Source organism: Ectopseudomonas toyotomiensis (assembly GCF_017167985.1).
GTDB classification, from domain to species: Bacteria; Pseudomonadota; Gammaproteobacteria; order Pseudomonadales; family Pseudomonadaceae; genus Aquipseudomonas; species Aquipseudomonas toyotomiensis.
Genome location: NZ_CP070505.1, coordinates 4,481,967 through 4,505,133, shown reverse-complemented (window position 1 = coordinate 4,505,133; position 23,167 = coordinate 4,481,967). Strand labels below are relative to the sequence as shown.

Sequence of the window (23,167 nt, the reverse complement as noted above, 5' to 3'; positions counted from 1 at the left end):
CACCGGTACCGGTCGCGGGGTTTTCTTTTGATCATCGTCCTTCGCGGCTGAAGCGGAATGCCGCCCAGCCGCTCCTACAGACACTGCCTTTGCGTAGAAGCGGCTTCAGCCGCGAATTGCTGGTCATACAGCGCTACGCACCTGCTCCCAGGTCAGATCCAGGCACTTGCGCGCTTTCTCCACCAGCTCATCTACTTCCGCCTGGCTGATCACCAGTGGTGGCGCAATGATCATGGTGTCGCCCACGGCGCGCATGATCAGACCGTTATTAAAGCAGTGGCCGCGGCAGATCATGCCCACGCCTACATCACCGGCGAAGCGCTTGCGCGTAGTTTTATCCTGCACCAACTCGATGGCGCCAAGCATGCCGACGCCGCGCACTTCGCCCACCAGCGGGTGATCCACCAGCTCACGTAGACGACGTTGCAAATACGGTGCCGTTTCTGCCTTCACCCGCTCGACGATGCCTTCTTCCTTGAGAATGCGCAGGTTCTCCAGGCCCACCGCTGCCGCCACTGGATGGCCGGAATAGGTAAAGCCATGGTTGAAATCGCCGTGCGCTTCGATCACCTCGAACACCTTGTCGCTGACGATCAACCCGCCCATCGGTACGTAACCGCTGGTAAGGCCCTTGGCGATGGTCATCAGGTCAGGCTTGAGGTCGTAGTACTGGCTGCCGAACCACTCGCCGGTACGGCCGAAACCGCAGATCACTTCATCGGCGACGAAGAGAATGTCGTACTTGGCCAGGATTTCCTTGATGCGCGGCCAGTAGGTCTCCGGCGGAATGATCACGCCGCCAGCACCCTGGATCGGCTCGGCAATAAAAGCTGCAACGTTTTCTTCGCCCAGTTCGAGAATCTTCTTCTCCAACTGGTCGGCAGCCCAGATACCGAATGCTTCAGGCGACTGGTCGCCGCCCTCACCGAACCAGTACGGCTGCGGAATGTGCGCGATGCCCGGGATCGGCAGGTCGCCCTGCTCGTGCATGAACTTCATGCCGCCGAGGCTGGCACCGGCCACGGTGGAGCCGTGGTAACCGTTGTCGCGGCCGATGATGATCTTCTTGCTCGGCTGGCCCTTGCACGCCCAGTAGTGGCGTACCAGGCGCAACATGGTGTCGTTACCTTCCGAGCCCGAACCGGTGAAGAACACGTGGTTCATTCCGGCCGGCGCCAGCTGGGAAATGGCATGGGCCAGCTCCAGCACCGGCGGATGGGCGGTCTGGAAGAAGGTGTTGTAGAACGGCAACTGGCGCATCTGCTGAGCTGCCGCTTCGACCAGTTCCTCGCGGCCATAGCCGACGGCCACGCACCACAGACCGGCCATGCCATCGAGGATCTTATTGCCCTCGCTGTCCCACAGGTGCACGCCTTTTGCCTCGGTGATGATGCGCGGGCCCTTCTCGGCCAGCTGCTTGTAATCACTGAACGGCGCCAGGTGGTGGGCCTGGCTCAGGGCCTGCCAGTGTGCGGTTTTCGGGTTGTTCTGGGCGTTGTTCATGTCGCCTCCTTCGATCCGAGACATCACAGGTACCAGCGATATTCGCGCGGGCTGATGTCGTGCATGAAGGCCAGGTGATCCTGGCGTTTGTTCTCGCAATAGACCATGACGAACTCGCTGCCGAGGCCAGCCGCGACGCGCTCGCTGGCCTGCATGCGTCGCACGGCGTCGAGCATGTCCTTGGGAAAGTCGACGCCGCTTTCGCGGTCATCATTCAGTGGTGCGATGGGCTCGACCTGAGCGTCGAGGCCCTGCTCGATACTGGTCAGCAATGCCACCAGCACCAGATAGGGGTTGGCATCGGCGCCCGGCAGGCGGAACTCCAGGCGCAGGTTGCGCGCGTCGGACTCGGGAATGCGCACACAGGCGTCGCGATCCTCAAAACCCCAGCTGGCCTTGCTCGCCGAGTTCACTTGGGCGCCGAAGCGGCGGTAGCTGTTGTGGTTCGGCGCGTAGATCGGCATCAGCTCCGGCAGCAGTTCCAGGCAACCGGCCACGGCATGCCGCAGCGGGCGCTGCTCGTCGCGGGCCAGCAGGTTGTCACCGGCCTCGTCGTACAGACTGACGTGGATATGCATGCCGCTGCCTGGATACTGCAGATACGGCTTGGCCATGAAGCTGGCGCGATGGCCATGCTTGAGCGCCACGCCTCGGGTCACCCGACAGAACAGCGCCGACCAGTCGGCGGCCTGCATCGGGTCGGCGTTATGGCTGAAGTTGATCTCGAACTGCCCCGGGCCGATCTCGGCGGTGATCACCGTGGTATCGATGCCCTGCAGCCGCGCGGTTTCGCTGATGTCGTCGAGCACCTCGGCAAAGCGCGACAGGCGCTCGATATGCATGTTCGGCTGATCGTCGGCATCGCCGCTAAGGTCGTCGCGCGGGTATTGCGGCAGACCGTCCTTGAGGGCCTTGTCGAACAGGTAGAACTCCAGCTCGAAGGCCACCACCGGACGAATACCGCGTGCGGCCAGACGCTGCACCACGCGCGCCAGCACTTCGCGCGGCTCGAACTCGATGGGCGCCTCGGTGCCGTCGGAGCTGATCAGCATCTGCCCCAGTGGCTGGCGCTCCCAGTTCACCAGCTTGAGCGTGCCGGGAATCAAGCGGCGAGGTGCGTCCGGGTCGCCATCGTGGAAGCAGTAGTCGCCGATCTCGTACAGCCCGCCCTGGGCCCCCAGCAGAACGCAGTTCTGCGGCAGTTTGAGGGCGCTGCCGGCGGCGACCTTTTCCAGCATCCCGATGGGGTAGCGCTTGCCATAGAAATGCCCAGGGATATCCAGGCAGATCAGGTCGACGAAGCGCACCTCGGGGTGGGCCTGGCGGAATTGGCGGACTTCGTCGAGTAGCTCGACTCGGGTGGCGTTCATTGTGGTTATTTCCGGGTTCACGAGAAGGTTCAGGTGTAGATCCATAACACCCGCGCGGGGGTGTCGCCCTGGTTGGCATAACGCAGGCGCGCATAGCTCGGCACCTGGAAAACATCGCCGGGATAGAGAGTGGCACTCTCTTCGTCCTCACCCAGCCACAGCGTCAATTGGCCTTCGAGCACATAGCCGGCCTGCTCGGAACGATCGCTCATCTGCCGCTCGCCACTGCTGGCCCCCGGTTCGAGCAGGCTGTCGACAACCATGAAGGCGCCCTGCAAGGTCGGCGACGCCATGATGTCGGTGATGCCACCGGCCAGGTACAGGGTGCGGCGCTCGTCCGGGCGGGTCACCCAGTCCAGCGCCTTGGGCTTGGGCAGGCTGTAGAAATAGGTGGTGGGTACGTCGAGAGCCTCGGCGATGGCGGTCAGATCCTCCACCGTCGGGCGTGACAAGCCACGCTCGACCTGCGAGAGAAAGCCCACCGAACGGCCGATGCGCTCGGCCAGCTCGTTGAGGGTGACCTTCTTGTGCTTGCGCAGGTCGTGGATGAGCACGGCCAGGGCCGCCATCTCCAGGTTCTGGTTCATCTCGGCGCTGTCCATGTCAGAAACCGTCTCGCAGTCGATACCAGGCCTTGCCGATTGCCTCCAGAGGCGCAGCCAGGCGTTCGCTGAAGGGGAAGTCGGGATTGCGCAGTTGCCGGTACAACGCCAGCTCCTCGTCATGACCGAGAATGGCATCACTGACCGCCCTCGCAGCCGCCAGGGTCGGCAGCACACCATGCCCGGAGAAGCCCTGCAGCCAGTAGCGGCCATCCTCGCCGCCGATATCCGGCGTCCGGGCGCGAGTCACGTCGATATGCCCGCCCCAGGCAAAGTCGATGGCCACGCCTGACAACTGCGGGAATACGCGTTCGAGGAAAGGCCGCGTGGCCGCTGCCATATCCTTGGGCAAACCGCCCAGGTAGGTGCAGCCACCACCGAACAGCAGGCGGTGATCCGGGGTGCGGCGGAAGTAATCGAGCACGAACTGGTTATCGGTGACGCAGGCGTTGCGCGGCAGCAACGCCTCGGCACGCTCGACGCCCAACGGTTCGGTGGCGATCTGGTAGGTGCCCACCGGCAGGATGCGGCGGGCCAGGCGCGGCTCCAGATCGTCGATATAGGTATTGCAGGCCAGCACCAGTCGTTCGGCCTGCACGCTGCCCTGCTCGGTACGCACGCGGTGGCCAGCACCCTGCTTGTTCTGGCTCAGCGCACGGCTCTGCTCGAAGATCAGCCCACCGGCGCGAACGAAGGCCTCGGCCAGGCCGAGCGCCAGTTTGAGCGGGTTGAGATGCCCCGCCTCAGGGTCGTAAAGCCCGGCCTGGTAACGCTCGCTGGCGACCCATTGCGGCATCTGCTCGCGGGAGACGAACTGCAGTGCGCGGTGCCCCCATTTGTAGGCTGCCTGTTCCTGCCATTCGTGCAGCAATGCCACCCGCCTTGGCAGCACCGCCGTCCACAGATGACCGCGGCGGTAGTCGCAATCGAAGCCATGGCGCTGCGGCAACTCGCGCAATTCCTGCGCGGCCCAGGCCATACCGTCCCACAGGCGGCGGGCGCCTTCGAGGCCAACGGTCTTCTCCAACGGCGGCATGTCGCAAGACCAGCCCAGAATCGCCTGCCCGCCATTGCGACCGGAAGCCGCCCAGGCCACCCGACTGGCTTCCAGCAGGATCACCCGCTTGCCTGCCTCGGCCAGGCGCAGGGCCGTATGCAGGCCACTGAAACCAGCACCGATCACCAGCACCTCACACTGCAGATCACCTCGCAGCACGGGATGATGCGTCAGTCGATCCTTGCAGCTATGGGCGTAATAGCTGTCGACGTGCTCACTGGCATGGCGAAACATAGATGACTCATGAAATTTAAAATAATTAATTTCATGAAAATCTATATAGATAATTTCACAAAGGCAAGCCTGAGCGACTTAGAGGCATCCTCAGGCAACCTGCCGCTGCAACTCCATGGCACATTCGAGATGAGTGAACAGCCCTTCATTTATCGCCTGGGCCAAAACCCGACGCAGGCCTTCGCTGCCGAGGAAAGCATCGCGTGCCGCTGCCGAACGCCACTGCCCTTCTACCTGCCATATCAAAGGATCACTACGTAGAGGGAACACACGCAGGCGTTCGCAACCTGGGATATCTCGACCAACCTCATGCAATCGCGCCAAGCACTGCCCCAACCGATTTGAACGGTCGTGGCGGGCGCGAACGGTCATACGGTGAATGATGCTCATGGCAACCTCCTGGAACTGAATCAATACATACCAGCAGCGTTTCGCTGCAGAACATGGGGTGCTGCGTCCGGCTCGGCAAAAGCCGCTTCACCAACGGCTCTTGAGTCAAGCCAGGCCGTGGCGAGCAATAACAGAGTCAGCGGTGCGATCAGCCATTTGCTGGACATGGTTCGCTCCTTTCGTGACGTATGTGAGCACCACTTAGCGGGTGATATGGCTACTGCACGTGTTCGAGCCGGTGCAGAGGCACCGCTCGATGGCTACAAAGATCAGGCAGAAGGTCATCAGAGCGTTAGTCGATTACTGGTAAATCCTTGCCTAAAACTCCATAGCAATGAAATTGCCGCACCGAGTTCATCGCACCCTGACCACCCTTGAAATACTCTGTATCACTGGCAATTTGCCCATTACTGGCAAATATTTGCCTAATCCTGCCGCCCCTCATGACTTGCCTGAAAAACCTGGATAGGCTTCGCTGACTTTCCGGAGGCGCGCCATGCAGTCACCCATTCACACCGCCACAACTCTCGACACCCCCCTTGCCGAACTGAGCCACGAAATGGCACGCCTGGTCGATCGCTTCGTCCCCGAGGACGGTTTGCATCTCACGGCGATTCCTGGCCTGAAACTGGCTCGCGCCACGACACCCAGCCTGCCGATGCAGACAGTCTACGACCCCTGCCTGTGCATCATCGCCCAGGGCCGTAAAGAGATACGTCTGGGTGACGAACTCTACGTCTATGATCCGCTGAATTACCTGGTGGCGTCGGTGGTGCTGCCGGTAACCGGCCGGGTGATCGAGGCCAGCCCGGATCACCCCTATCTGAGCATCGCTCTGGAGATCGATCCCGCGCTGATCAGCAGCCTGCTCACCGAAATGCCAGCGATTCCAGCCCCGGACGCGGCCTCCCAACGGGCGCTGTTTCTTGATCGTCTCGACCCGCGCCTGCTGGATGCGGTGATCCGCCTGCTGCGCCTGCTGGAAACCCCATCCGACATCGCCATGCTGGCGCCATTGGCATTGCGCGAGATTTTCTACCGCATGCTGCTCAGCCCGCAGGGCCATCGCCTGCATGAAGTGGTGATCGCCGACAGCCAGAGCCAGCGCATCTCCCGCGCCATCGAGTGGCTGCGCAAGAATTTCGATCAGCCGCTGCGGATCGAGGAACTGGCCCGTGAGGTGAACCTGAGCCCCTCGACCCTGCACCACAGATTCAAGGCAGTCACGGCGTTCAGCCCGCTGCAGTATCAGAAGCAGCTACGCCTGCAGGAGGCTCGCCGGCTGATGCTGTGCGACAACCTCGAAGCGGCAGCGGCCAGCTATCGCGTCGGCTACGAAAGCCCATCGCAGTTCAGCCGCGAGTACAGCCGTCTGTTCGGCGATCCACCGCAGCGCGACATCGCCCGCCTGCGCCAGGCGGCGCAGAATCAGCAAGCATCCTGAACGCCGCCTTCCGTGGGAGGCGCTTTAGCGGCGACGGTGCTCAGCAGCGCCTCTGATCGCGGCTAAAGCCCCTCCCACGACATCTGCTACAGCCCCATCTGCTTGGCGATGATCTCGTTCATGATCTCGCGCGTGCCGCCGCCAATGGAAAGGATGCGGTTGTCGCGGTACAGGCGCTCGACCAGGCTTTCGCGCCATAACGGCCCAGATGCCGTTTTCTACAGCCCCATCTGCTTCGCGATGATCTCGTTCATGATCTCGCGCGTGCCACCACCGATGGAGAGGATGCGGTTGTCGCGGTACAGGCGCTCGACCAGGCTTTCGCGCATGTAACCCATGCCACCCATGATCTGCACCGCATCGTAGGTCAGGCGATCAGCGATATCGGTGGCGAAGTTCTTGGCCATGGAAATCTCCTTGATCACGCTGCGGCCGGCGGCCATCTGTGCCGCCTGGCGGTAGGTGAATTCGCGAGAAACCTCGAGCTGCGTCGCCATTTCGGCCAGGCGATGTTTGAGCACCTGGAACTTGCCCACCGGCTTGCCGAACGCCTGGCGCTCGCGCGCCCATTTCAGGGACTCCTCCAGCGCCAGTTGTGCGGTCATGTTGGCCATGATCGCCAGGCTCAGGCGCTCGCTCTGGAAGTTGGCCATGATGCAGGCGAAACCGGCGTTCTCCACGCCGATCAGGTTCTCCACCGGCACCTTGCAGTCGTCGAAGAACAGCTCGGCGGTATCGGACGCCCACCAGCCCATCTTCTTCAGCTTGCGGCCGACACTGAAACCTGGCACGCCCTTCTCCACCAGCAACAGGCTGACGCCACCGAAGCCCTCGCCACCGGTGCGCACCGCCACCGTGTAGTAATCGGCGCGCACGCCACTGGTAATGAAGGTCTTGCTGCCGTTGATGCGGTAATGATCGCCATCGCGCACCGCGCGAGTCCTGAGATTGGCCACATCGGAGCCACCGGACGGCTCGGTCACCGCCAGCGCCATGATCTTCTCGCCAGCCAGCACCTGCGGTACCACACGTTCGCGCACGGCGGGCTTGGCCCACTTGACGATGGGCGGCAAGCCGATATCCAGCGAACCGAGCCCGGCCACCAGGCCGCCGGAACCGCTGCGCATCAGTTCCTCGCTGGCCACCACCTTGGCGAACACATCCCCCTCGTGACTGCCGCCGAACTGCTCCGGATAGCCAATACCGAGAATGCCCGCGGCGCCGGCCTTGAGGTACAGCTCACGAGGGAATTCCTCGGCCTCCTCCCAGTCATCGATATGCGGCTGGATTTCACGCTCGACGAAGCGCCGAACGGAATCGCGAACCAGTTGGTGAGACTCATCGAAATACGATTGTGGGGCGGCCATGCGGGTACTCCCGTTATTGTTTTGGCCACCCTAACCTAGCGCTTGCTTGGTTTTCAAGTTGAGCACTGCCCGCCGATCAGGATGTATGCGTCATACCGAAACGCTCCCGGTAAGCCGAAGGCGGTAGTCCGACAGCGTTGCGAAAGGCCACACGGAAACTCTCCACCGAGCGAAAACCGCACAGCTCAGCGATGCGCTCACTGCCATCAGTGCCGCTCTCCAGCAACTCACGGGCTCGTGCCAGGCGCTCGTGCTGCAACCAGGCCTTGGGAGTCATGCCTGTGGCCTCACTGAAACGGCGCAGGAAGGTGCGCTCGCTCATGGCAACGCGACGTGCCAGCTGGCTCACTTCCAAGGGCTCATGCAAATGCTGCCGCGCCCACTGCATAAGGGTGGAGAGGTCGCTGCGCGGCGCCCGGGCCACCGGGGCCGGAATGAACTGGGCCTGGCCACCGGCCCGCTGGGGCGACATCACCAATCGCCGCGCTACGGTGTTGGCCACCTGGGTACCGAAGTCTCGCGCCACCAGGTGCAGGCAGGCATCGATGCCGGCGGCGCTGCCAGCCGAGCTGATGAGCGAGCCGGCATCGACATAAAGCACGTCCGGATCCACCTCGACGGCGGGGAAACGACGCGCCAGCTCCTCGGCGTAGCGCCAGTGGGTAGTAGCGCGTCGACCGTCCAGCAAGCCGCTGGCGGCAAGGATGAAAACGCCGGAACAGATGGAAACCAGCCGAGCGCCACGTCCATGAGCGTCGCGCAGGGCGGTCAACAAACGCTCGGGGGGAACCTCGGTGCGGTCACGCCAGCCGGGAATGACAATGGTGCGCGCCTCGGCCAGGCGCTCCAGTCCTGCCTCGGCGAGTATCTGGATACCGCCCATGGCGCGCATGGGGCCGCTGTCCAGGCCGACGATGCAATGGCGGTACCAGGGGAAATCGAACTCGGGCCGGGGGAGACCGAAGATCTCCACGGCAATGCCGAACTCGAAGGTGCAGAGACCATCGTAGGCAAGGATGGCCACCAGGCCGGGGGCGTCGTGCATTTGGCGGAAACTTACCAGTTACTGTCTTGCCCGCCACTTTAGAGCAGGACGCGCGCTGGATACAGTGGCGCCATTACTCAACCGATGGAGAATCACCATGCCCAGCCTCGTTCGTCAGCATCCTGCTGCCAGCCCGGAAATCGCATTTGCCCATTTTACCCAGCGCCTGGCCTTCGAGACCGACTGCTCGGACGTGCATGTCAGCCAGCAGGCAGGCGAGGTCGACTACGTGCTGGTCGACGTGCGTGGAGAAGCCGCCTACGCCGCTGGCCATGTACCCGGCGCGATCAACATCCCCCATCGCCTGATGAGCGCGGAGTTCATGGCCGGATATCCACGCGACACATTGTTCGTCGTTTACTGCGCCGGCCCACACTGCAATGGCGTGCACCGAGCAGCTGTCCGCCTGGCCGGGTTGGGTTTCGCGGTGAAGGAGATGCTCGGTGGCGTCACGGGTTGGCTGGACGAGGGGCTGAGTCTGACCGGCGCGCAAAGCCCGCAGGAAGCCCGCCCGGCCTTTTCCTGCGCATGCTGAGCCCATATGTACGCGAGGCGCGGGCCGAGGATGTGCCCGCCCTTCTCCCGCTGATGCGCGAGCTGGCCCGCTTCGAGGATTACCTGGAGGATTTCGCGGTGGACGAGGTGCAACTGATGGCCCGCGCATTCGCCGCGGAACCCCAGTGCCGGATATTCGTGGCAGAGGCCTCGGACCGCCTGCTCGGATATGCCGTAACACAGGAGCTCACCTTCACCTACGACCTGCGCCCGACGGTTCGGCTCAAGGAGTTGTACGTAGCCCCTGATGCACGCTGCCAGAGACTTGGCGAACAGTTGTTGGCCGCTGTGGCCCGTTGGGCAAAGGCTCGCGGCGCAGGTCGATTGAAATGGGATGTACTAGCGGGAAACCAAAAAGCCGAGCGTTTCTACCAGCGCCTGGGCGGGCATCCGGATGCCAAGTGGATCGCCTATACGATGGATCACAGCGCCATGACTGCCCTGGCAGAGTATCACTGCGAAACAGACTGCTCCGCTAACGCAGCGCCCGCCTGACCCTCGCCTGTATCTCGTACGCAGGCTCTTCCACAGACTGGAAATCGCGCGTGTAACGCTGGGCGAAACCATCGGTGCCCCACTCGCGGTATTGCTGCACATGCCACAATTCATGCGCCCACAGCGCTGCATCCTCTGCCGCAGCATCAGCGTTGCGAAACACCACCACGTCGACCAGCGTCACGGCTTGCACATCGGGGTTCTGCAGCATGACGGTGGCGGCGTCCATCTCGTCGGTGATGCCCACGCGAAAGCGCACTTCATCAAGCAACGCATCGTCGTAGAACGGCGCAAGCTGGGCACGAATCATCAGAGGGATAGGTTCGGTGCCGGCCCGCAGTGCTGCCTGGCGAGATTGCAGCAACCAGGCTTCGAGACGCGCCGCCGCCATATTCAGGCCATCTTCACGTACCCGTACCGGATCGGGCACGCATAGGCAAGCGCCCAGGCACACCTGTACCTGCCCGGTCGGACATTGAGCCTGTGCGGCCAGAGGCGCCCCGAGCAGGAACACCAGCGCAATACGGCGCAGAGTGTCGGTGGTCACTGGCACTCCGAATCGAGAGGATTTGACTGCTTACAGGCTGATCGGGCGCCGACCTGCCAAGGCGTGGGCCAGGGTGCCGCCGTCGACCAGTTCCAGCTCGCCACCGAGCGGCATGCCATGGGCGATGCGCGAGGCGACCAAGCCTTTGCCGGCGAGAATCTGAGCGATGTAGTGCGCCGTGGCCTCGCCTTCCACCGTCGGGTTGGTGGCCAGGATCACTTCACTGAAAGCACCGGCATCGATGCGCTCCAGCAGCGCAGGAATACCGATGGCCTCTGGCCCCAGACCATCGAGCGGTGACAGATGCCCCTTGAGCACGAAGTAACGGCCGCGAAAGCCTGTCTGCTCTACTGCATGCACGTCCATCGGACCTTCGACCACACACAGCAGGCTGTCGTCGCGACGCTCGTCCAGGCACAGCTGGCAAATTTCGTCCTCGCTCAGGCTACGGCAGCGCTTGCAGTGCCCCACGCCCTCCATCGCTGCATTCAGTGCCTGCGCCAGGCGCAGACCACCACTGCGATCGCGCTCGAGCAGCTGCAACGCCATGCGTTGCGCGGTCTTCTGCCCCACACCGGGCAGGATGCGCAGAGAGTCGATCAACTGGCGAATCAGGGGGCTGAAGCTCATGGCGTTCCTAGGGTTCGTAGCCCGGATACAATCCGGGAGCACAAGTCACTGATCATTCCCGGATTGCATCCGGGCTACAAATTTGAAGCCTGTCGCCGTCCTGCACATGCGATCAACACAAGTAAGAGTGGCGATCAGGCGGCGTACAGGGCAAGGCGCCGGCGGGCGAGGAACCGCAGTGTGCTGGAGCACATGAGGATTCCGAGTTCGCCGGCAACGCCGCCATGTGCGTCGCCTGGACGGCACGTGGCCCGTCAGAAGGGCATTTTGAAGCCGGGGGGGAGCTGCATCCCTGCGGTCATGCCGGACATTTTCTCCTGGCTGTTCTGCTCGACCTTGCGCACCGCGTCGTTGACGGCAGCGGCGATCAGGTCTTCGAGCACTTCCTTGTCTTCCTGCATCAGGCTGTCATCCAGGGTGATGCGCTTGACGTCGTGACGACCGGTCATCACCACGCTGACCAGGCCGGCGCCAGACTGGCCGGTGACTTCAGCGTTGGCCAGTTCTTCCTGCATCTTCTGCATTTTTTCCTGCATTTGCTGAGCCTGCTTCATCAGGCCTGCCATGCCACCTTTCATCATGTCGGTATCCTCGGTGTTCGGGGTTAAACAAGTCGTTGAAACGACCGGTTAGCTGGGAATATCGATAGGTTCGATGCTGTCGTCGCGCACCTTGGCCGCGAACTGCTGAATCATCTGCTGCACCAGCGGGTCGGCATGGATCGACGCCTCGGCGCTGCGCTGACGGTCGGCACGGCGCCGGGCTGCGGCCTGCGCCGGAGTTTCCTGCTCGGGCTTGCACAACTCGATGCGCAATTTGATGCTGCGTCCCTGCTGCTGGTTCAGCGCATCATTGAGACGACGCTGCTGAGTCGGATTGAACAGCGCACTGTGCGCCGGGTCCAGGTGCAGCAGCCAGTCATCACCATTGGCTTCGATCAGCGTGCAGTTGGCGGCGATGCTGCCAGTCATGCCGCCCAGGCCAAGCTGCGGAAACAGTGACAGCCACTCTGCCGCCAGACCGGTAGCCGGCTTGGCGGCCGGTAGTGGTTCTTCGACCGCAGGCGTCGCGGCTTCGGCTTGGCCGAAATCGTAGTCGAGGGTTTCGGCGTCCATTTCCACATAGTCGTAGTCGCCGAGCGGTGGCTCGTCTTCACCACCATCTACATCGGCTAGCGGTGGCGCGACCTCACTCAGTGCGGGCACTTCGACCGATGCAACTTGCGCAACTACCGGCTCTGCGGTGTTCACCTCTGGCTCTACCGGCGCAACAGGCGGAACGGGCTCAGCCACAAGCTCGACAGCCTTGGCAGTTGCCCACGGCACATCAACCACAGGAGCAGCTGGCTCGGGCTCGGGCTCGACGGGCAGATTAGCGGCCGGTGCTACAGGCACCTCAACAGGCTGAACCGGCTCACTCACGACAGGCGTGACACTCGGGGCCGGCACAACAGGGCCAGGCTCGACCGCCGCCGTAACAACGGGAGTCTGTGCGACGGGAGCAATAACAGGAGCAGAAACCACAGGAGCCGGCATAGCGGTGCCGGCCACTGGGTTTTGTTGGGAATCAGCAGTGGCCTGGCTGATCCCCAAGGGCTTTAGCGTGACCTTGGGCGCGTCGTCGGCTCCCGCCGGGCGGAAGGCCAACATGCGCAGCAGCACCATCTCGAAGCCGCCGCGCGGTTCAGGTGCCAGGGGCAAGTCACGACGCCCGATCAAACCCATCTGATAGTAGAACTGCACATCCTCGGCTGGCAGCGCCTGAGCCAGTTGCAGCACACGCTCGCGGTCGCCCTGGCCGTTGTCGACGGCCTCCGGCAGCGCCTGGGCAATCGCGACACGGTGCAGAACGTTGAGCATCTCAGACAGCACACCATTCCAGTCCGGACCCTGCTCGGCGAGATGACGTACCGCCTCGATCAGAGCTCGTGCATCGCCCTCGATCAGCGCATGCAGCACGCCGTAAACCTGACCATGGTCGAGCGTACCGAGCATGGCGCGCACGTCGGCCGCCAGCACCTTGCCCTCGCCGAAGGCAATCGCCTGGTCGGTCAGGCTCATGGCGTCGCGCATCGAGCCATCGGCAGCACGGCCGAGCAACCACAGGGCATCGTCCTCGAAGGGGACGTTCTCGGCGGTCAGTACATGGGTCAGATGCTCGACCACCCGCTCCGGCGGCATGTTCTTCAACGAGAACTGCAGGCAACGCGACAGCACGGTAACCGGCAGCTTCTGCGGGTCGGTGGTGGCGAGCAGGAATTTGACGTGGGGCGGCGGCTCCTCCAGGGTCTTCAACAGGGCGTTGAAGGAACTGGTGGAGAGCATGTGCACTTCGTCGATCAGGTAGACCTTGAAGCGACCGCGACTCGGCGAGTACTGCACATTGTCGAGCAGCTCACGGGTGTCTTCGACCTTGGTGCGGCTGGCGGCGTCCACTTCGATCAGGTCGACGAAACGCCCCTCATCGATTTCCCGACATACCGAACAGGTGCCGCAAGGGGTGGAACTGATGCCGGTTTCGCAGTTCAGGCACTTGGCGATGATCCGCGCAATAGTGGTCTTGCCCACACCGCGGGTGCCGGTGAACAGGTAGGCATGGTGCAGGCGCTGGCTGTCCAGGGCGTTGATCAGGGCCTTGAGCACATGCGTCTGGCCGACCATTTCGCGGAACGAGCGCGGACGCCATTTACGTGCAAGAACCTGATAACTCATGGAAAACCGTCATATGAGGAAAGCAAAAGTGGGCTAATCCTAGCGGAGCAACCGGCAAATTGCATCCGCCACCCGCATGTGTGGGGCAGCATCGCCCTGACTTGAGAAATAGCGCTGGTTATTTCTTGCACAAAGCATTATCATCCGCGCCGTTCGTACCACGCTGTAAGTCATTAAGGCCTTTGCGCCCCCTCGCTGGTTTCCCGGTTCAACGTCTAGCGCATCTCTGCGCTGCCGCCCTCCCCGATCCCATCTGCTGACTGATCAGGCCGACTCGCCGTTTATCGGTGCAGTTCCTCTGCCTGCCTCCGACGTACCTACCACGCCGAAGAACCGTAACAATGGAACTTTATCGTGCTAATCAAGCTCCGATCGGTTGACATGCTATGGCCGCTTTTCGGCCAACCACATGGAGCTACACCACGCGCAACGAAGCGCACATGCTTTAAGGAATACCCAGAAAAATGAATGCTCAACATCAAATTCAGAAAGCCATCAGCACCCTGACTCACGCCTTTGCGCCGTTCGACTGCCGCATCCAGGCAACGCGCAAGGGCAGCTTCAGCTTTACCCTGGTTGATAAGACCGGTATCGCCCAGTACAGCCAGCGTCTCTACCCAGGCCAGTACAGCGACGAATCGCTGCAACAGGTGATCGAGCGTACCCGCCAGTCGCTGACCGCGTGAACTAAGTCGTCATCCTGAGGTCGAAGGTGACCAACCTCAGGATGGAGTAGGACATGGAACTCACCAACCAACAGCTCGTCGATCACCTGTTCAATCCGTTGCGCGCCAGCTTCAGCTCGCCGCGCCCGGACGGCAGCATCATCCTCGCCCTGCTCGACGAGAGCGACAGCACTGTCTACAGCCGCGTCCTGGCCAAGCCACAGATCAACGACCAGAATGCCTTCGCCCAGAGCCTGGAAGAAATCCGCCTGGAACTGGCCGTACGCGCCGGCAATATCCCGGCCGATCTGCGCAAGACGCTCAAAGAACAGGACAGCGTGTTGAATTACCGCATCGCCTGAACCTGCAAACACCCAAAAGCCCGCGCCCATAGCGCGGGCTTTTTATTGCGCACAGCAAAAACCGCCAGATAGACGCTGAAGAAATTGAGATAGAGGGATGCGAAGGCTTGGAAAACTGGAGGTGGACCCCACCAGCCACACCCCGGCACACGATGTTCCCGCTGTGGCTGCTCCCTTCCGGGCCTGACCAGGTTAACGGGTAATCGTTGCGAGGGGACCGGCAGGGCCACCATAACGCTGCTCGCCATTGCGACGAGCCGCGCCATTGTAACGGCTAAACGCAAACTTACAACTGCTTCAAACACTTAGATACGCGAGACACTGATGTCACACCCGGAAACGTCCCACCAACTGGGCCAGCCCGTGGGACAGCTCGGACAGGTGCTGGCTGGCCCGTGTGCTCTGTTCGGAGGTCTGCGCCGCTTCGTTGGAGAGGTCGCGAATGTCACTGATATTGCGCGCGATTTCCTCGGTGACGCTGCTCTGTTCCTCGCAGGCGGTGGCGATCTGCGCAGCCATGTCGTTGATGCGCTGCACCGAATCGCCGGTCACGCTCAAAGCCTGATCAACACCAGCCGCCTGTTCCACGCTCTGCCGCGCCCGCGCGCTACCGGAATGCGTGGCCTTGACCGCATTCTGCACTCCAGCCTGCAGACGCTCGATCATCTGCTGGATGTCCTTGGTCGACTCTTGGGTACGCGCTGCCAGCGCTCGCACCTCATCGGCGACCACGGCAAAACCGCGGCCCTGCTCCCCTGCCCGCGCCGCCTCGATGGCTGCGTTGAGCGCCAGCAGGTTGGTCTGTTCGGCGATGCCCTTGATCACCGCCAGTACCGCACCGATGTTGGCGGTTTCCTGCTCCAGGGTCTGGATGGTGTCGGATGCGCTCTCCACTTCCTGGGCCAGTTGGCGAATCGAATGAATGGTCGCACCAACCACTTGGGCGCCTTCTCGCGACTGGACCTCGGCATGGCGCGCGGCATCGGCAGCATTCTGCGCATTGCGCGCCACTTCATGCACGGCCACGCTCATTTCGGTGGCCGCAGTGCTGACCTGATCGACCGCCGCGTGCTCGCTGCTGATCAAACGATCATTGGCAGCCGCCATGCCTGCGAGACTCTGTGCCGAGTCGGCCACCTCACCAGTGACCCGTCCGACTTCCTTGATCAACGGCTGCAGTTTGTCGAGAAAGCGGTTGAAGGCGTGGCTGAGCTTGCCCAATTCGTCCCTGGAGAGCACGTCCAGACGCACCCGCAGGTCGCCATCACCGTCGGCGATCTGTTCGATGCGATAAAGAAGGTTATGCAGCGGACGGGTCACCAACAACGGGAAGCCCACCACCAGGACCAGGCACACCAGCAAGCCGATGGCGATGATCAGTCCCTGCTGCCAGACCAGCGCTTCGCCGCGGGCAATGGCATCAGTGCCAACGGCATTGGCGGCGTTGTCTTCCAATTCACCGAGCTTGTCGATGGCAGTGCGTGCCTCTTCGAACTGCGCCTCGCTGTCTGAGAAACTCAGCCGGCTGGCCTCGTTGGGATCGCTGCTGGCCATTTCCAGCACACGCGACGAGGTTGCCTTCCAGCGTTCAAAGCCACGGTCGAACTCAGCAACCAAGGCCAGCGCTTCGCTGCCTGGCTGCATCGCAGCGAACTTGTGCACACGGTCATAGGCCTGCTGCAGGTTCTCCGCATGCGAGGCACGTAATTGTGCCGCGTGCGCACCGGAGTCCTCATCGAGCAGGCTGCGCTCAGCGACGAAGGCCTGGTAAAGATCGCGGTCGGCGTTGAGCAGCAGGCTGATGGCCGGCAGATGGCGATTGGTCAGGGTGGTACTGGATTCGGCGACCTGAGTGATACCGCGCACCCCCAAGGTGCCCATCGCTACCAGCAAGGCGGCCAGTAACAGAATGGGCAGGGCAATTTTCCAGCGGAACCCCAGATCGGCAAATGCGCGCAACATGATGGCACTCCAGCATTAGGCAAGTATCAGTAGCTTAGTCGAGCCTCGCCAAGTCGCTGTCTGACGGTGCAAAAATCCGGAAAACCTCTGGCGCTCAGCTAACCTTCTCCACTATTACCCGCGCCACTCGTCGCATCCCGCAGTTCGGCCATGATGAGCATTCCCGAGGCACGCGCACGCCACCTCAGGAGCAATCATGGCCAATTCGCATAGCCCGTTCCATCCGATCATCTACGTGCGTGGCTACGCCATGACCCCGGGGGAGATCGACCAGACCAGTGCCGACCCGTTCTGCGGCTTCAACCTCGGTTCTACCGTCTACCGCGCGGTGGCGGAAAAGACCCGCCAGCCACGCAAATTCGTCTTCGAGTCGCCGGTGATCCGCCTGGCCACGGAATTCGACTATCAAGACGTATACGAGGACGGCTACGACATTCTCGACCCGGAATGGGCCGCCAACACCGACAATCGCCTGGGCAGCCGTTCGATCATCATCTATCGCTACTACGACGAGGCCTCACGGCTGCTGGGTATCGGCAGCACACCGAGCCTGGAGGTGTTCGCCAGCAAGCTTGGCGAGCTGATACTCAAGGTGCGCGAGCTGATCTGCGCCAACCCCAAGAACGGCATTACCAAGACCGACTTTCGCTGCTACCTGGTGGCCCATTCGATGGGTGGCCTGGTCTGCCGCGGCCTGCTGCAAAATCCCAAGCTGGATCCGGGCGGCGCGGCTCAGCTGGTGGACAAGGTGTTCACCTACGCTACCCCGCACAACGGCATCGACCTGCTCGGCATCAACCCGCCGAGCTGGCTGAACCTGAGCGACATCAGCAATTTCAACCGCCAGCGTCTGGCGACCTTTCTGGATCTGGAAGCTGCCTACAAGCTCACCGAACGGGTCGACTGGCTGCCCGAGGCACGCTTTGCATCCAAACGCTTCTTCTGCATGGTTGGCACCAACCGCATGGACTACGAAGCTGGCCTTGGCCTGTCGCGCACCTTCGCCGGCCATGGCAGCGACGGCCTGGTGCGCATCGACAACGCGACCCTCTGCGGCCTGGACGCTCGCGGCAAACCGACAGCGCCCTGCGCCAAGGCCTTTACCTATCGAGCACATTCCGGCTACTTCGGCATCGTCAACAGCGAGGAGGCTTACCAGAATCTCACGCGCTTTCTGTTCGGCGACGTACGTGTGGACATCTGGGCTGAAGTCGACACCATCATTTTGCCCAAGGAGCTGCGCAAGTCTGAGCGCCAGGGGCAAACAGTCAACGCCCTATACCAATTCGAAGTGCTCGCCGCCCCCCGTGGCAAGCTCTGGTACCTGAGCCGGCGTACCGCCGAAGAGGATTCGGTGGCCTGTCTCGCCCATCAGCACTGGCTCAAGGCACCGCAGGAGAACGGCAAGCTATTCCTTGGCAGCCTGTTTCTCGCCGATCGGGCGCGTGTGAACAGCAGGCGCAAGGGGCTGGCCTATACCTTGACCTTCAACGTGCGGGTACCGGACTACGAGGTGGAACGCAAGCTATGGGTCAACCAGCATTTCGAGGGCAGCTACCTGTTCCGCAACAGCCTGGTGCTGGAAATAACCCCGCCCAGTGCCGACAGCGGCTGGCAGGTGAGCCATGCCTGGCAGAACCAGGGGGTGCACAGCGCCGACCATAAACTCGATGGCAACCTCCAGAGGGATGGAAGCCTGGAGATCGAGGTGCCGTTTGACAGCGCCAGCGAACCCGGCATCAGTGGGAGGCTGCGTTTTTTGCTTGCACGCTGGAACCACCAGGACTGATGCGACACTAAGCCCTATCGGCAGTGCCCGTTGCGGCACTGCCGAATCACCTCTTTTATGTTAGCGTTCCCACGTTTTCGACTGCACAGATCCATATCGGCAGCGTCGAACCTCTCACCTGCAAACGGAGTTACATCATGGCAATCACCAAAGACCAACTGATCAGCGACCTGGCCGAGGCCGTATCCCTGCCCAAAGCCACTGTCCGCACCCTGATCGATCAGCTGGGCGAAATTGTCGGCGACGCACTGGAAAACGACGGTGAGATCACCCTGCCAGGCATCGGCAAGCTGAAAGTGAGTGAGCGCCCAGCGCGCACTGGCCGTAACCCGCAGACCGGCAAGAGCATCGAAATCGCTGCCAAGAAAGTGGTCAAGCTGGTACCTGCCAAGGCCCTGACCGACGGCCTGAACTGAGTGTTCGCCGGCCCGGAGCGCAATGCCCGGGCCGGTTCTCCTGACTACTCCACTACCTGCAGTTCGGTAACGATGTAACGGTTACCCTGCTGCTGCGCTTGAAACTGCACCTTCTCCCCCGCTGAAAGCCCTTCCAGCAGTTCCGGCTTCTCGACCTCGAACACCATGGTCATCGGCGGCATGCCGATACTGGCGATGGGGCCGTGACGCAGGGTGATCTTCTGCGCAGCGACGTCCACCTTGCGTATCTCGCCCTGGCTCAGCGGCGCGGGGTCGGCGGCCTGCAACGGCAGGCTGAACAGTGCGGCCAGCGCCGCGATCAGCAATGGCTTCTTCATGCGTGTTTCCTCTCGTAGGTCAATCGGCCTGCACCTGGATGGTGCCGACCATACCGGCCTGGTAGTGGCCGGCGATCAGGCAGGCGAAGTCGAATTCGCCGGCGCGGTTGAAGGTCCAGATCATCTCGCCGCTCTGCCCCGGCGCAACGTGGGCCATATAGGGCTCGTCGTGCTGCATTCCGGGAAAACGCAGCATCGCCTCGGCGTGTTCATCCAAGGTTTCGCGGGTACCGATGACGAACTCGTGGAGGATCTTGCCGTCGTTGTGGTGGACGAAACGAATGGTCTCGCCCTGCCTGACCTGCAGCCGATCCGGGGTGAAGCGCATCCGGTCGGTCATGCGGATCTCGATGGTGCGGCCGACCTGCGCCGCATCACCGGCGATGCCCCAGGGTTTCTGCTCCCTGATCGTTGCGGCGGCCTGATGGCCCCCGTACGTCTCGCTGTGGGCCAGCGCTGCCGAGCTGCCGAGCAGCCCGATCAGGGTCAGAACCAGTAACTGTGCTGTTTTCATCTGTGAATCCTCGCTTGCTGTGGGGACCGAGCCGCGTGGCAGCCCGCCCCGTCAATGCCCGGCATGACCACCAGGCTTGCGTACCTGCACTTCCACCGGCGCCTCGAGCGGCTGCTTGAGCGGCATCGACTGGCCACCGCCGTCGTGCGAGCGGCTCGGGTTGGCCAATGCGCCCTTCCACTCATAGGCCACCGTGCCGGCCGGATGCTTGAACCAGCCCGGGTCGCGGTAGTCGCCGGCGGCCTGCTCCTTGCGCACCTTGAGCATGGTGAACATGCCTCCCATCTCCACCGAGCCGAACGGGCCGTCGCCGGTCATCATCGGCACGGTGTTGTCCGGCAACGGCATCTGCATCTCCGCCATGTCAGCCATGCCGCGCTCGCCCATCACCATGTAGTCGGGTACCAGCTTGGCGATCTTGCGCGTCATGTCGCGGTGATCGACGCCGACCAGGGTCGGGACGTCGTGGCCCATGGCATTCATGGTGTGATGGCTCTTGTGGCAGTGCAGTGCCCAGTCGCCCTCCTCGTCGGCAATGAACTCGAGCTGGCGCATCTGTCCCACCGCCACGTCGGTGGTCACCTCCGGCCAGCGCGAGCCGAGCGGGGTCGGCCCACCGTCGGTGCCGGTGACCTCGAACTCGTGACCGTGCAGGTGGATCGGGTGGTTGGTCATGGTCAGGTTGCCAACGCGCAGGCGCACCCGCTCGCCCTGGCGCGCCACCAGCGGGTCGATGCCGGGGAACACGCGGCTGTTGAAGGTCCACAGGTTGAAGTCGAGCATCTGCATGATCTTCGGCGTGTAGGCGCCCGGCTCGATGTCGTAGGCGCTGAGCAGGAAGCAGTAGTCGCGGTCCACCTCGGCGATCAATGGGTGATGCTCTCTGGGGTGAGTGACCCAGAACCCCATCATGCCCATGGCCATCTGCACCATCTCGTCGGCGTGCGGGTGGTACATGAAGGTGCCGGGGCGGCGGGCGACGAACTCGTAGACGAAGGTCTTACCCACTGGGATCGCCTGCTGGGTCAGGCCCGCGACGCCGTCCATGCCGTTGGGCAGGCGCTGGCCGTGCCAATGGATGCTGGTGTGCTCGGGCAGCTTGTTGGTGACGAAGATGCGCACCCGGTCGCCCTCCACCACCTCGATGGTCGGCCCCGGCGACTGGCCGTTGTAGCCCCACAGGTGGACCTTGTAGCCGGGCGCCAGCTCGCGTACCACCGGCTCGGCGACCAGGTGGAACTCCTTGACGCCGTTGTTCATGCGCCACGGCAAGGTCCAGCCGTTGAGGGTGACCACCGGGTTGTAGGGCCGCCCGCTGCCCGGCTGCAGCGGCGGTTGGGTGTCGGCGCTGGCCTGCAGCACCGGCTCGGGCAGGGCCGCCATGGCCACCCGGCTGACCGCCGAAGTGGCCACCGCAGCGCCGATGGCGCTGGCCCCGAGAAAGAAATCGCGTCGTGAAACCATCTGGGAAATTCCTTGTTCAGTGGCCGGCAGCGGCCGGCTCGGCAGCAGCGGCAGGCGCCGCGCCGAGCGAGGGATTGGGCGCGCCCAACAGGGCCATGTCGAGGTCGGCGCGCGCCAGCCAGAAGGCACGTTGCGCCTGCAGGTAGCCGTCCACCGCCTGCACCTGGCGGCGCGCATCGGCGAGCAGGTCGAAGGTGCTGATGAACATGCCGTTGTAGCGCAGCAGGTTTTCCTCGGCGATGCGCTGACGTAGCGGCAGCACCTCGGTGCGGTAGTGCTGCGCCAGCTCGAAGGCGTTGCGGTAGGCGTGGTAGGCCTCGCGCACCTGCGAGCGGGCGTTGATCGCCGTCTCGGCGGCGCGGTTGAGCGCCTGACGATACTGCGCCTCGGCCCGCGCCACCTTGGCACCGCTCCAGTCGAACAGCGGCAGCTCGACGCTGATCTCGTAGCCGCGCTGGGTCGGCTCCTCGTTGGAGCGGTTGTTGACCACGCCCAGCTCCAGCACGTTGATGAAACGCGTGGTGCGGGTCAGGCCGAGGTTCTGCGCCAGGCGCTCGGCATCCAGGCGCACGGCCTGGATGTCCTGGCGCTGGTTCATGGCCAGGCGCTCTACGTCCGGCAACTCGTCCGCGGTTTTCGGCAACGCCGGCAGGCGTTCGGGCAGGCGGTAGTCGAGCTGCTCGCCCCACAGGCCGAGCAGACGGGTCAGCTGCTCGCGGCTGCGCACCCGCGCCTGTTCGGCCTGCAACAGACCGATGCCGGCCTCGGCGTAGAAGTTCTGCTGCTCGGCCTGCTGCAGCTTGCTGAAGTTGCCCACCGCGGCCATGCGCCGGGCCAGCTCGGCGCCGGCTTCGGCGGCGTCCAGCACCTGCCGCGCGTAGACCAGGCTCTCCTCGGCGGCGACCGCCTGGTACCAGGCCTTGCGCGTCTCGCTGGCCAGGTCGAACACCGCCAGGCTGGTCTGCCGCTGCAGCTGCTCGAAGCGCCGACCTTCCAGGCGCGAGGTCAGCGGTAGGGCGATCAGCCGCGCCAGATTCAGGTGCAGGCCGCGCTCGTATTCGACCTCGCTGCCCTTTTCCAGACGCCCGTAGGAGAAGCCGGGATTGGGCAGGCGCCCGGCCTGCACGCGCTCGGCCTCGCCGATGCCCAACTCGTCGAAAGACGCCTGCAGGCCGCGATTGTTGAGCAGCGCCAGCTGCACCGCGGCGTCCAGGCTCAGGGGTTCGGCCAGCAGCTCGGCGACCCGCACCTCGATTTGGCTGCGCCCTGCTTCGTCGCGAGCCCACAGCAGTTGCTTGTCCAGCTGGCGCTCGGCGCTTTGCTGCACCGGGTCGAAGCCGCCGTCCTGGCTGAAGCCGGCGCAGCCGGCCAGCAGCAACGCGGCGCAGAGCAGTACGGCGGGTTTAATGGTGGTCATGGCCACCTCCCTCGACGGGCTCGGCGCCCTGCTCGGCCGGCTGCTCCCAGCCTTCCATGCTGTAGGTGCGCCAGCCGCCGATACGGCCGACCAGATCGTTGGCCGCGCGCCAATCCTGCAACGGCTCGTCGGCCTGGGCGCGGTAGTCTTGCAGAGGGGAACGGTAATCCTGCGCCGGCACGGCGGCGTTGGGGTCCAGCGGATCGGGCTGGGCCGCCATCAGGATGCCGGGCAGCGCCAGGGTAGCGATGCCCAGCAGCCATCCGGCAGGGAATTGCAAAGTCATGATG

24 protein-coding genes, 1 other RNA gene and 1 pseudogene are annotated in these 23,167 nt (G+C 63.1%); 7 read left to right on the top strand and 19 right to left on the bottom strand.

The genetic code is table 11. From position 1 onward, the window contains the following. Positions 1-123: 123 nt before the first annotated feature. The 6 genes from JWV26_RS20855 to JWV26_RS20830 form a co-directional block, all read right to left on the bottom strand. On the bottom strand, positions 124-1,503 hold the full coding sequence (locus JWV26_RS20855; protein WP_206417726.1) for an aspartate aminotransferase family protein: 1,380 nt from the start codon (positions 1,501-1,503) through the stop codon (positions 124-126). Positions 1,504-1,526: 23 nt separating this feature from the next. Continuing rightward, positions 1,527-2,873 (bottom strand): glutamine synthetase family protein, encoded by a 1,347-nt coding sequence (locus tag JWV26_RS20850; RefSeq protein WP_206417725.1) that lies wholly within the window; start codon positions 2,871-2,873, stop codon positions 1,527-1,529. Positions 2,874-2,902: 29 nt separating this feature from the next. Then, positions 2,903-3,460 (bottom strand): helix-turn-helix domain-containing protein, encoded by a 558-nt coding sequence (locus tag JWV26_RS20845; RefSeq protein WP_206419246.1) that lies wholly within the window; start codon positions 3,458-3,460, stop codon positions 2,903-2,905. A gap of 16 nt (positions 3,461-3,476) precedes the next feature. After that, the gene (locus JWV26_RS20840; protein ID WP_206417724.1) at positions 3,477-4,766 is read right to left on the bottom strand and encodes an NAD(P)/FAD-dependent oxidoreductase; all 1,290 of its coding nucleotides are present in this window, start codon (positions 4,764-4,766) and stop codon (positions 3,477-3,479) included. 90 nt (positions 4,767-4,856) lie between these two features. After that, positions 4,857-5,156, bottom strand: a complete 300-nt coding sequence (locus JWV26_RS20835) for an antibiotic biosynthesis monooxygenase (protein WP_072424796.1) — start codon at positions 5,154-5,156, stop codon at positions 4,857-4,859. 20 nt (positions 5,157-5,176) lie between these two features. Further along, the gene (locus JWV26_RS20830) at positions 5,177-5,323 is read right to left on the bottom strand and encodes a hypothetical protein (protein WP_017677236.1); all 147 of its coding nucleotides are present in this window, start codon (positions 5,321-5,323) and stop codon (positions 5,177-5,179) included. 329 nt (positions 5,324-5,652) lie between these two features. Here JWV26_RS20830 and JWV26_RS20825 point away from each other — a divergent pair, with 329 nt between their 5' ends. Further along, a complete protein-coding gene (locus JWV26_RS20825) occupies positions 5,653-6,600 on the top strand; it encodes an AraC family transcriptional regulator (protein WP_074914707.1) in 948 nt (315 codons plus the stop codon). An 86-nt stretch (positions 6,601-6,686) separates the two neighbouring features. On the opposite strand, the pseudogene JWV26_RS20815 reads toward JWV26_RS20825, so the two are convergent. Both JWV26_RS20815 and ftrA read right to left on the bottom strand, forming a co-directional pair. Further along, positions 6,687-7,967: pseudogene (locus JWV26_RS20815) on the bottom strand (acyl-CoA dehydrogenase family protein). Positions 7,968-8,043: 76 nt separating this feature from the next. Beyond that, entirely contained in the window at positions 8,044-9,012 is a 969-nt protein-coding gene (gene ftrA, locus JWV26_RS20810) for a transcriptional regulator FtrA (protein WP_206417722.1), read from the bottom strand. A 97-nt stretch (positions 9,013-9,109) separates the two neighbouring features. Between ftrA and JWV26_RS20805 the strand changes: the two genes are divergently transcribed. Further along, positions 9,110-9,547 (top strand): rhodanese-like domain-containing protein, encoded by a 438-nt coding sequence (locus JWV26_RS20805; RefSeq protein ID WP_072424793.1) that lies wholly within the window; start codon positions 9,110-9,112, stop codon positions 9,545-9,547. Then, positions 9,541-10,062 carry a GNAT family N-acetyltransferase gene (locus JWV26_RS20800; RefSeq protein ID WP_072424792.1) on the top strand — a complete coding sequence of 174 codons (522 nt, stop codon included), beginning with the start codon at positions 9,541-9,543 and terminating at the stop codon, positions 10,060-10,062. The genes JWV26_RS20805 and JWV26_RS20800 overlap by 7 nt, the downstream gene beginning before the upstream one ends. Here the strand turns inward: JWV26_RS20800 and JWV26_RS20795 are convergent. From JWV26_RS20795 to dnaX, 4 genes are all read right to left on the bottom strand, one after another. Next, on the bottom strand, positions 10,043-10,609 hold the full coding sequence (locus tag JWV26_RS20795) for an eCIS core domain-containing protein (RefSeq protein WP_206417721.1): 567 nt from the start codon (positions 10,607-10,609) through the stop codon (positions 10,043-10,045). The two genes, JWV26_RS20800 and JWV26_RS20795, sit on opposite strands and share 20 nt — an antisense overlap. A gap of 30 nt (positions 10,610-10,639) precedes the next feature. Beyond that, positions 10,640-11,239: a recombination mediator RecR gene (gene recR / locus JWV26_RS20790; RefSeq protein ID WP_072424790.1), complete on the bottom strand. Its 600-nt coding sequence runs from the start codon at positions 11,237-11,239 to the stop codon at positions 10,640-10,642. Positions 11,240-11,493: 254 nt separating this feature from the next. Next, complete coding sequence (locus JWV26_RS20785) at positions 11,494-11,820, bottom strand: YbaB/EbfC family nucleoid-associated protein (RefSeq protein WP_003460931.1); 327 nt, start codon at positions 11,818-11,820, stop codon at positions 11,494-11,496. A gap of 48 nt (positions 11,821-11,868) precedes the next feature. Continuing rightward, a complete protein-coding gene (dnaX, locus tag JWV26_RS20780) occupies positions 11,869-13,950 on the bottom strand; it encodes a DNA polymerase III subunit gamma/tau (protein ID WP_206417720.1) in 2,082 nt (693 codons plus the stop codon). 464 nt (positions 13,951-14,414) lie between these two features. Between dnaX and JWV26_RS20775 the strand changes: the two genes are divergently transcribed. Both JWV26_RS20775 and JWV26_RS20770 read left to right on the top strand, forming a co-directional pair. Continuing rightward, complete coding sequence (locus JWV26_RS20775) at positions 14,415-14,636, top strand: hypothetical protein (RefSeq protein ID WP_003460929.1); 222 nt, start codon at positions 14,415-14,417, stop codon at positions 14,634-14,636. 53 nt (positions 14,637-14,689) lie between these two features. Next, positions 14,690-14,977: a DUF3509 domain-containing protein gene (locus JWV26_RS20770; protein WP_017677242.1), complete on the top strand. Its 288-nt coding sequence runs from the start codon at positions 14,690-14,692 to the stop codon at positions 14,975-14,977. A gap of 126 nt (positions 14,978-15,103) precedes the next feature. Here JWV26_RS20770 and ffs read toward each other — a convergent pair. After that, positions 15,104-15,200: signal recognition particle sRNA small type (gene ffs, locus JWV26_RS20765), an RNA gene on the bottom strand. A 104-nt stretch (positions 15,201-15,304) separates the two neighbouring features. Continuing rightward, positions 15,305-16,939 carry a methyl-accepting chemotaxis protein gene (locus JWV26_RS20760; protein WP_072424788.1) on the bottom strand — a complete coding sequence of 545 codons (1,635 nt, stop codon included), beginning with the start codon at positions 16,937-16,939 and terminating at the stop codon, positions 15,305-15,307. 196 nt (positions 16,940-17,135) lie between these two features. Between JWV26_RS20760 and JWV26_RS20755 the strand changes: the two genes are divergently transcribed. Together JWV26_RS20755 and JWV26_RS20750 are read left to right on the top strand one after the other, a co-directional pair. Beyond that, entirely contained in the window at positions 17,136-18,728 is a 1,593-nt protein-coding gene (locus JWV26_RS20755) for an esterase/lipase family protein (protein WP_206417719.1), read from the top strand. A gap of 137 nt (positions 18,729-18,865) precedes the next feature. Beyond that, a complete protein-coding gene (locus JWV26_RS20750) occupies positions 18,866-19,144 on the top strand; it encodes an HU family DNA-binding protein (protein ID WP_072424786.1) in 279 nt (92 codons plus the stop codon). 44 nt (positions 19,145-19,188) lie between these two features. Here the strand turns inward: JWV26_RS20750 and JWV26_RS20745 are convergent, their stop codons facing one another. From JWV26_RS20745 to JWV26_RS20725, 5 genes are read right to left on the bottom strand one after another with little or no spacing between them, the layout of a single operon-like run. Then, positions 19,189-19,482: a copper-binding protein gene (locus tag JWV26_RS20745; RefSeq protein WP_072424785.1), complete on the bottom strand. Its 294-nt coding sequence runs from the start codon at positions 19,480-19,482 to the stop codon at positions 19,189-19,191. Between the two features lie 19 nt (positions 19,483-19,501). Further along, the gene (locus JWV26_RS20740) at positions 19,502-19,996 is read right to left on the bottom strand and encodes a cupredoxin domain-containing protein (RefSeq protein WP_206417718.1); all 495 of its coding nucleotides are present in this window, start codon (positions 19,994-19,996) and stop codon (positions 19,502-19,504) included. 51 nt (positions 19,997-20,047) lie between these two features. After that, positions 20,048-21,460, bottom strand: a complete 1,413-nt coding sequence (locus tag JWV26_RS20735; RefSeq protein WP_206417717.1) for a multicopper oxidase family protein — start codon at positions 21,458-21,460, stop codon at positions 20,048-20,050. Positions 21,461-21,476: 16 nt separating this feature from the next. Beyond that, complete coding sequence (locus tag JWV26_RS20730) at positions 21,477-22,877, bottom strand: TolC family protein (RefSeq protein WP_206417716.1); 1,401 nt, start codon at positions 22,875-22,877, stop codon at positions 21,477-21,479. Next, positions 22,864-23,163, bottom strand: coding sequence for a hypothetical protein (locus JWV26_RS20725; RefSeq protein WP_072424781.1), 300 nt, complete (start codon positions 23,161-23,163; stop codon positions 22,864-22,866). Before JWV26_RS20725 ends, JWV26_RS20730 begins: the two co-directional genes overlap by 14 nt. Positions 23,164-23,167 lie beyond the last annotated feature (4 nt).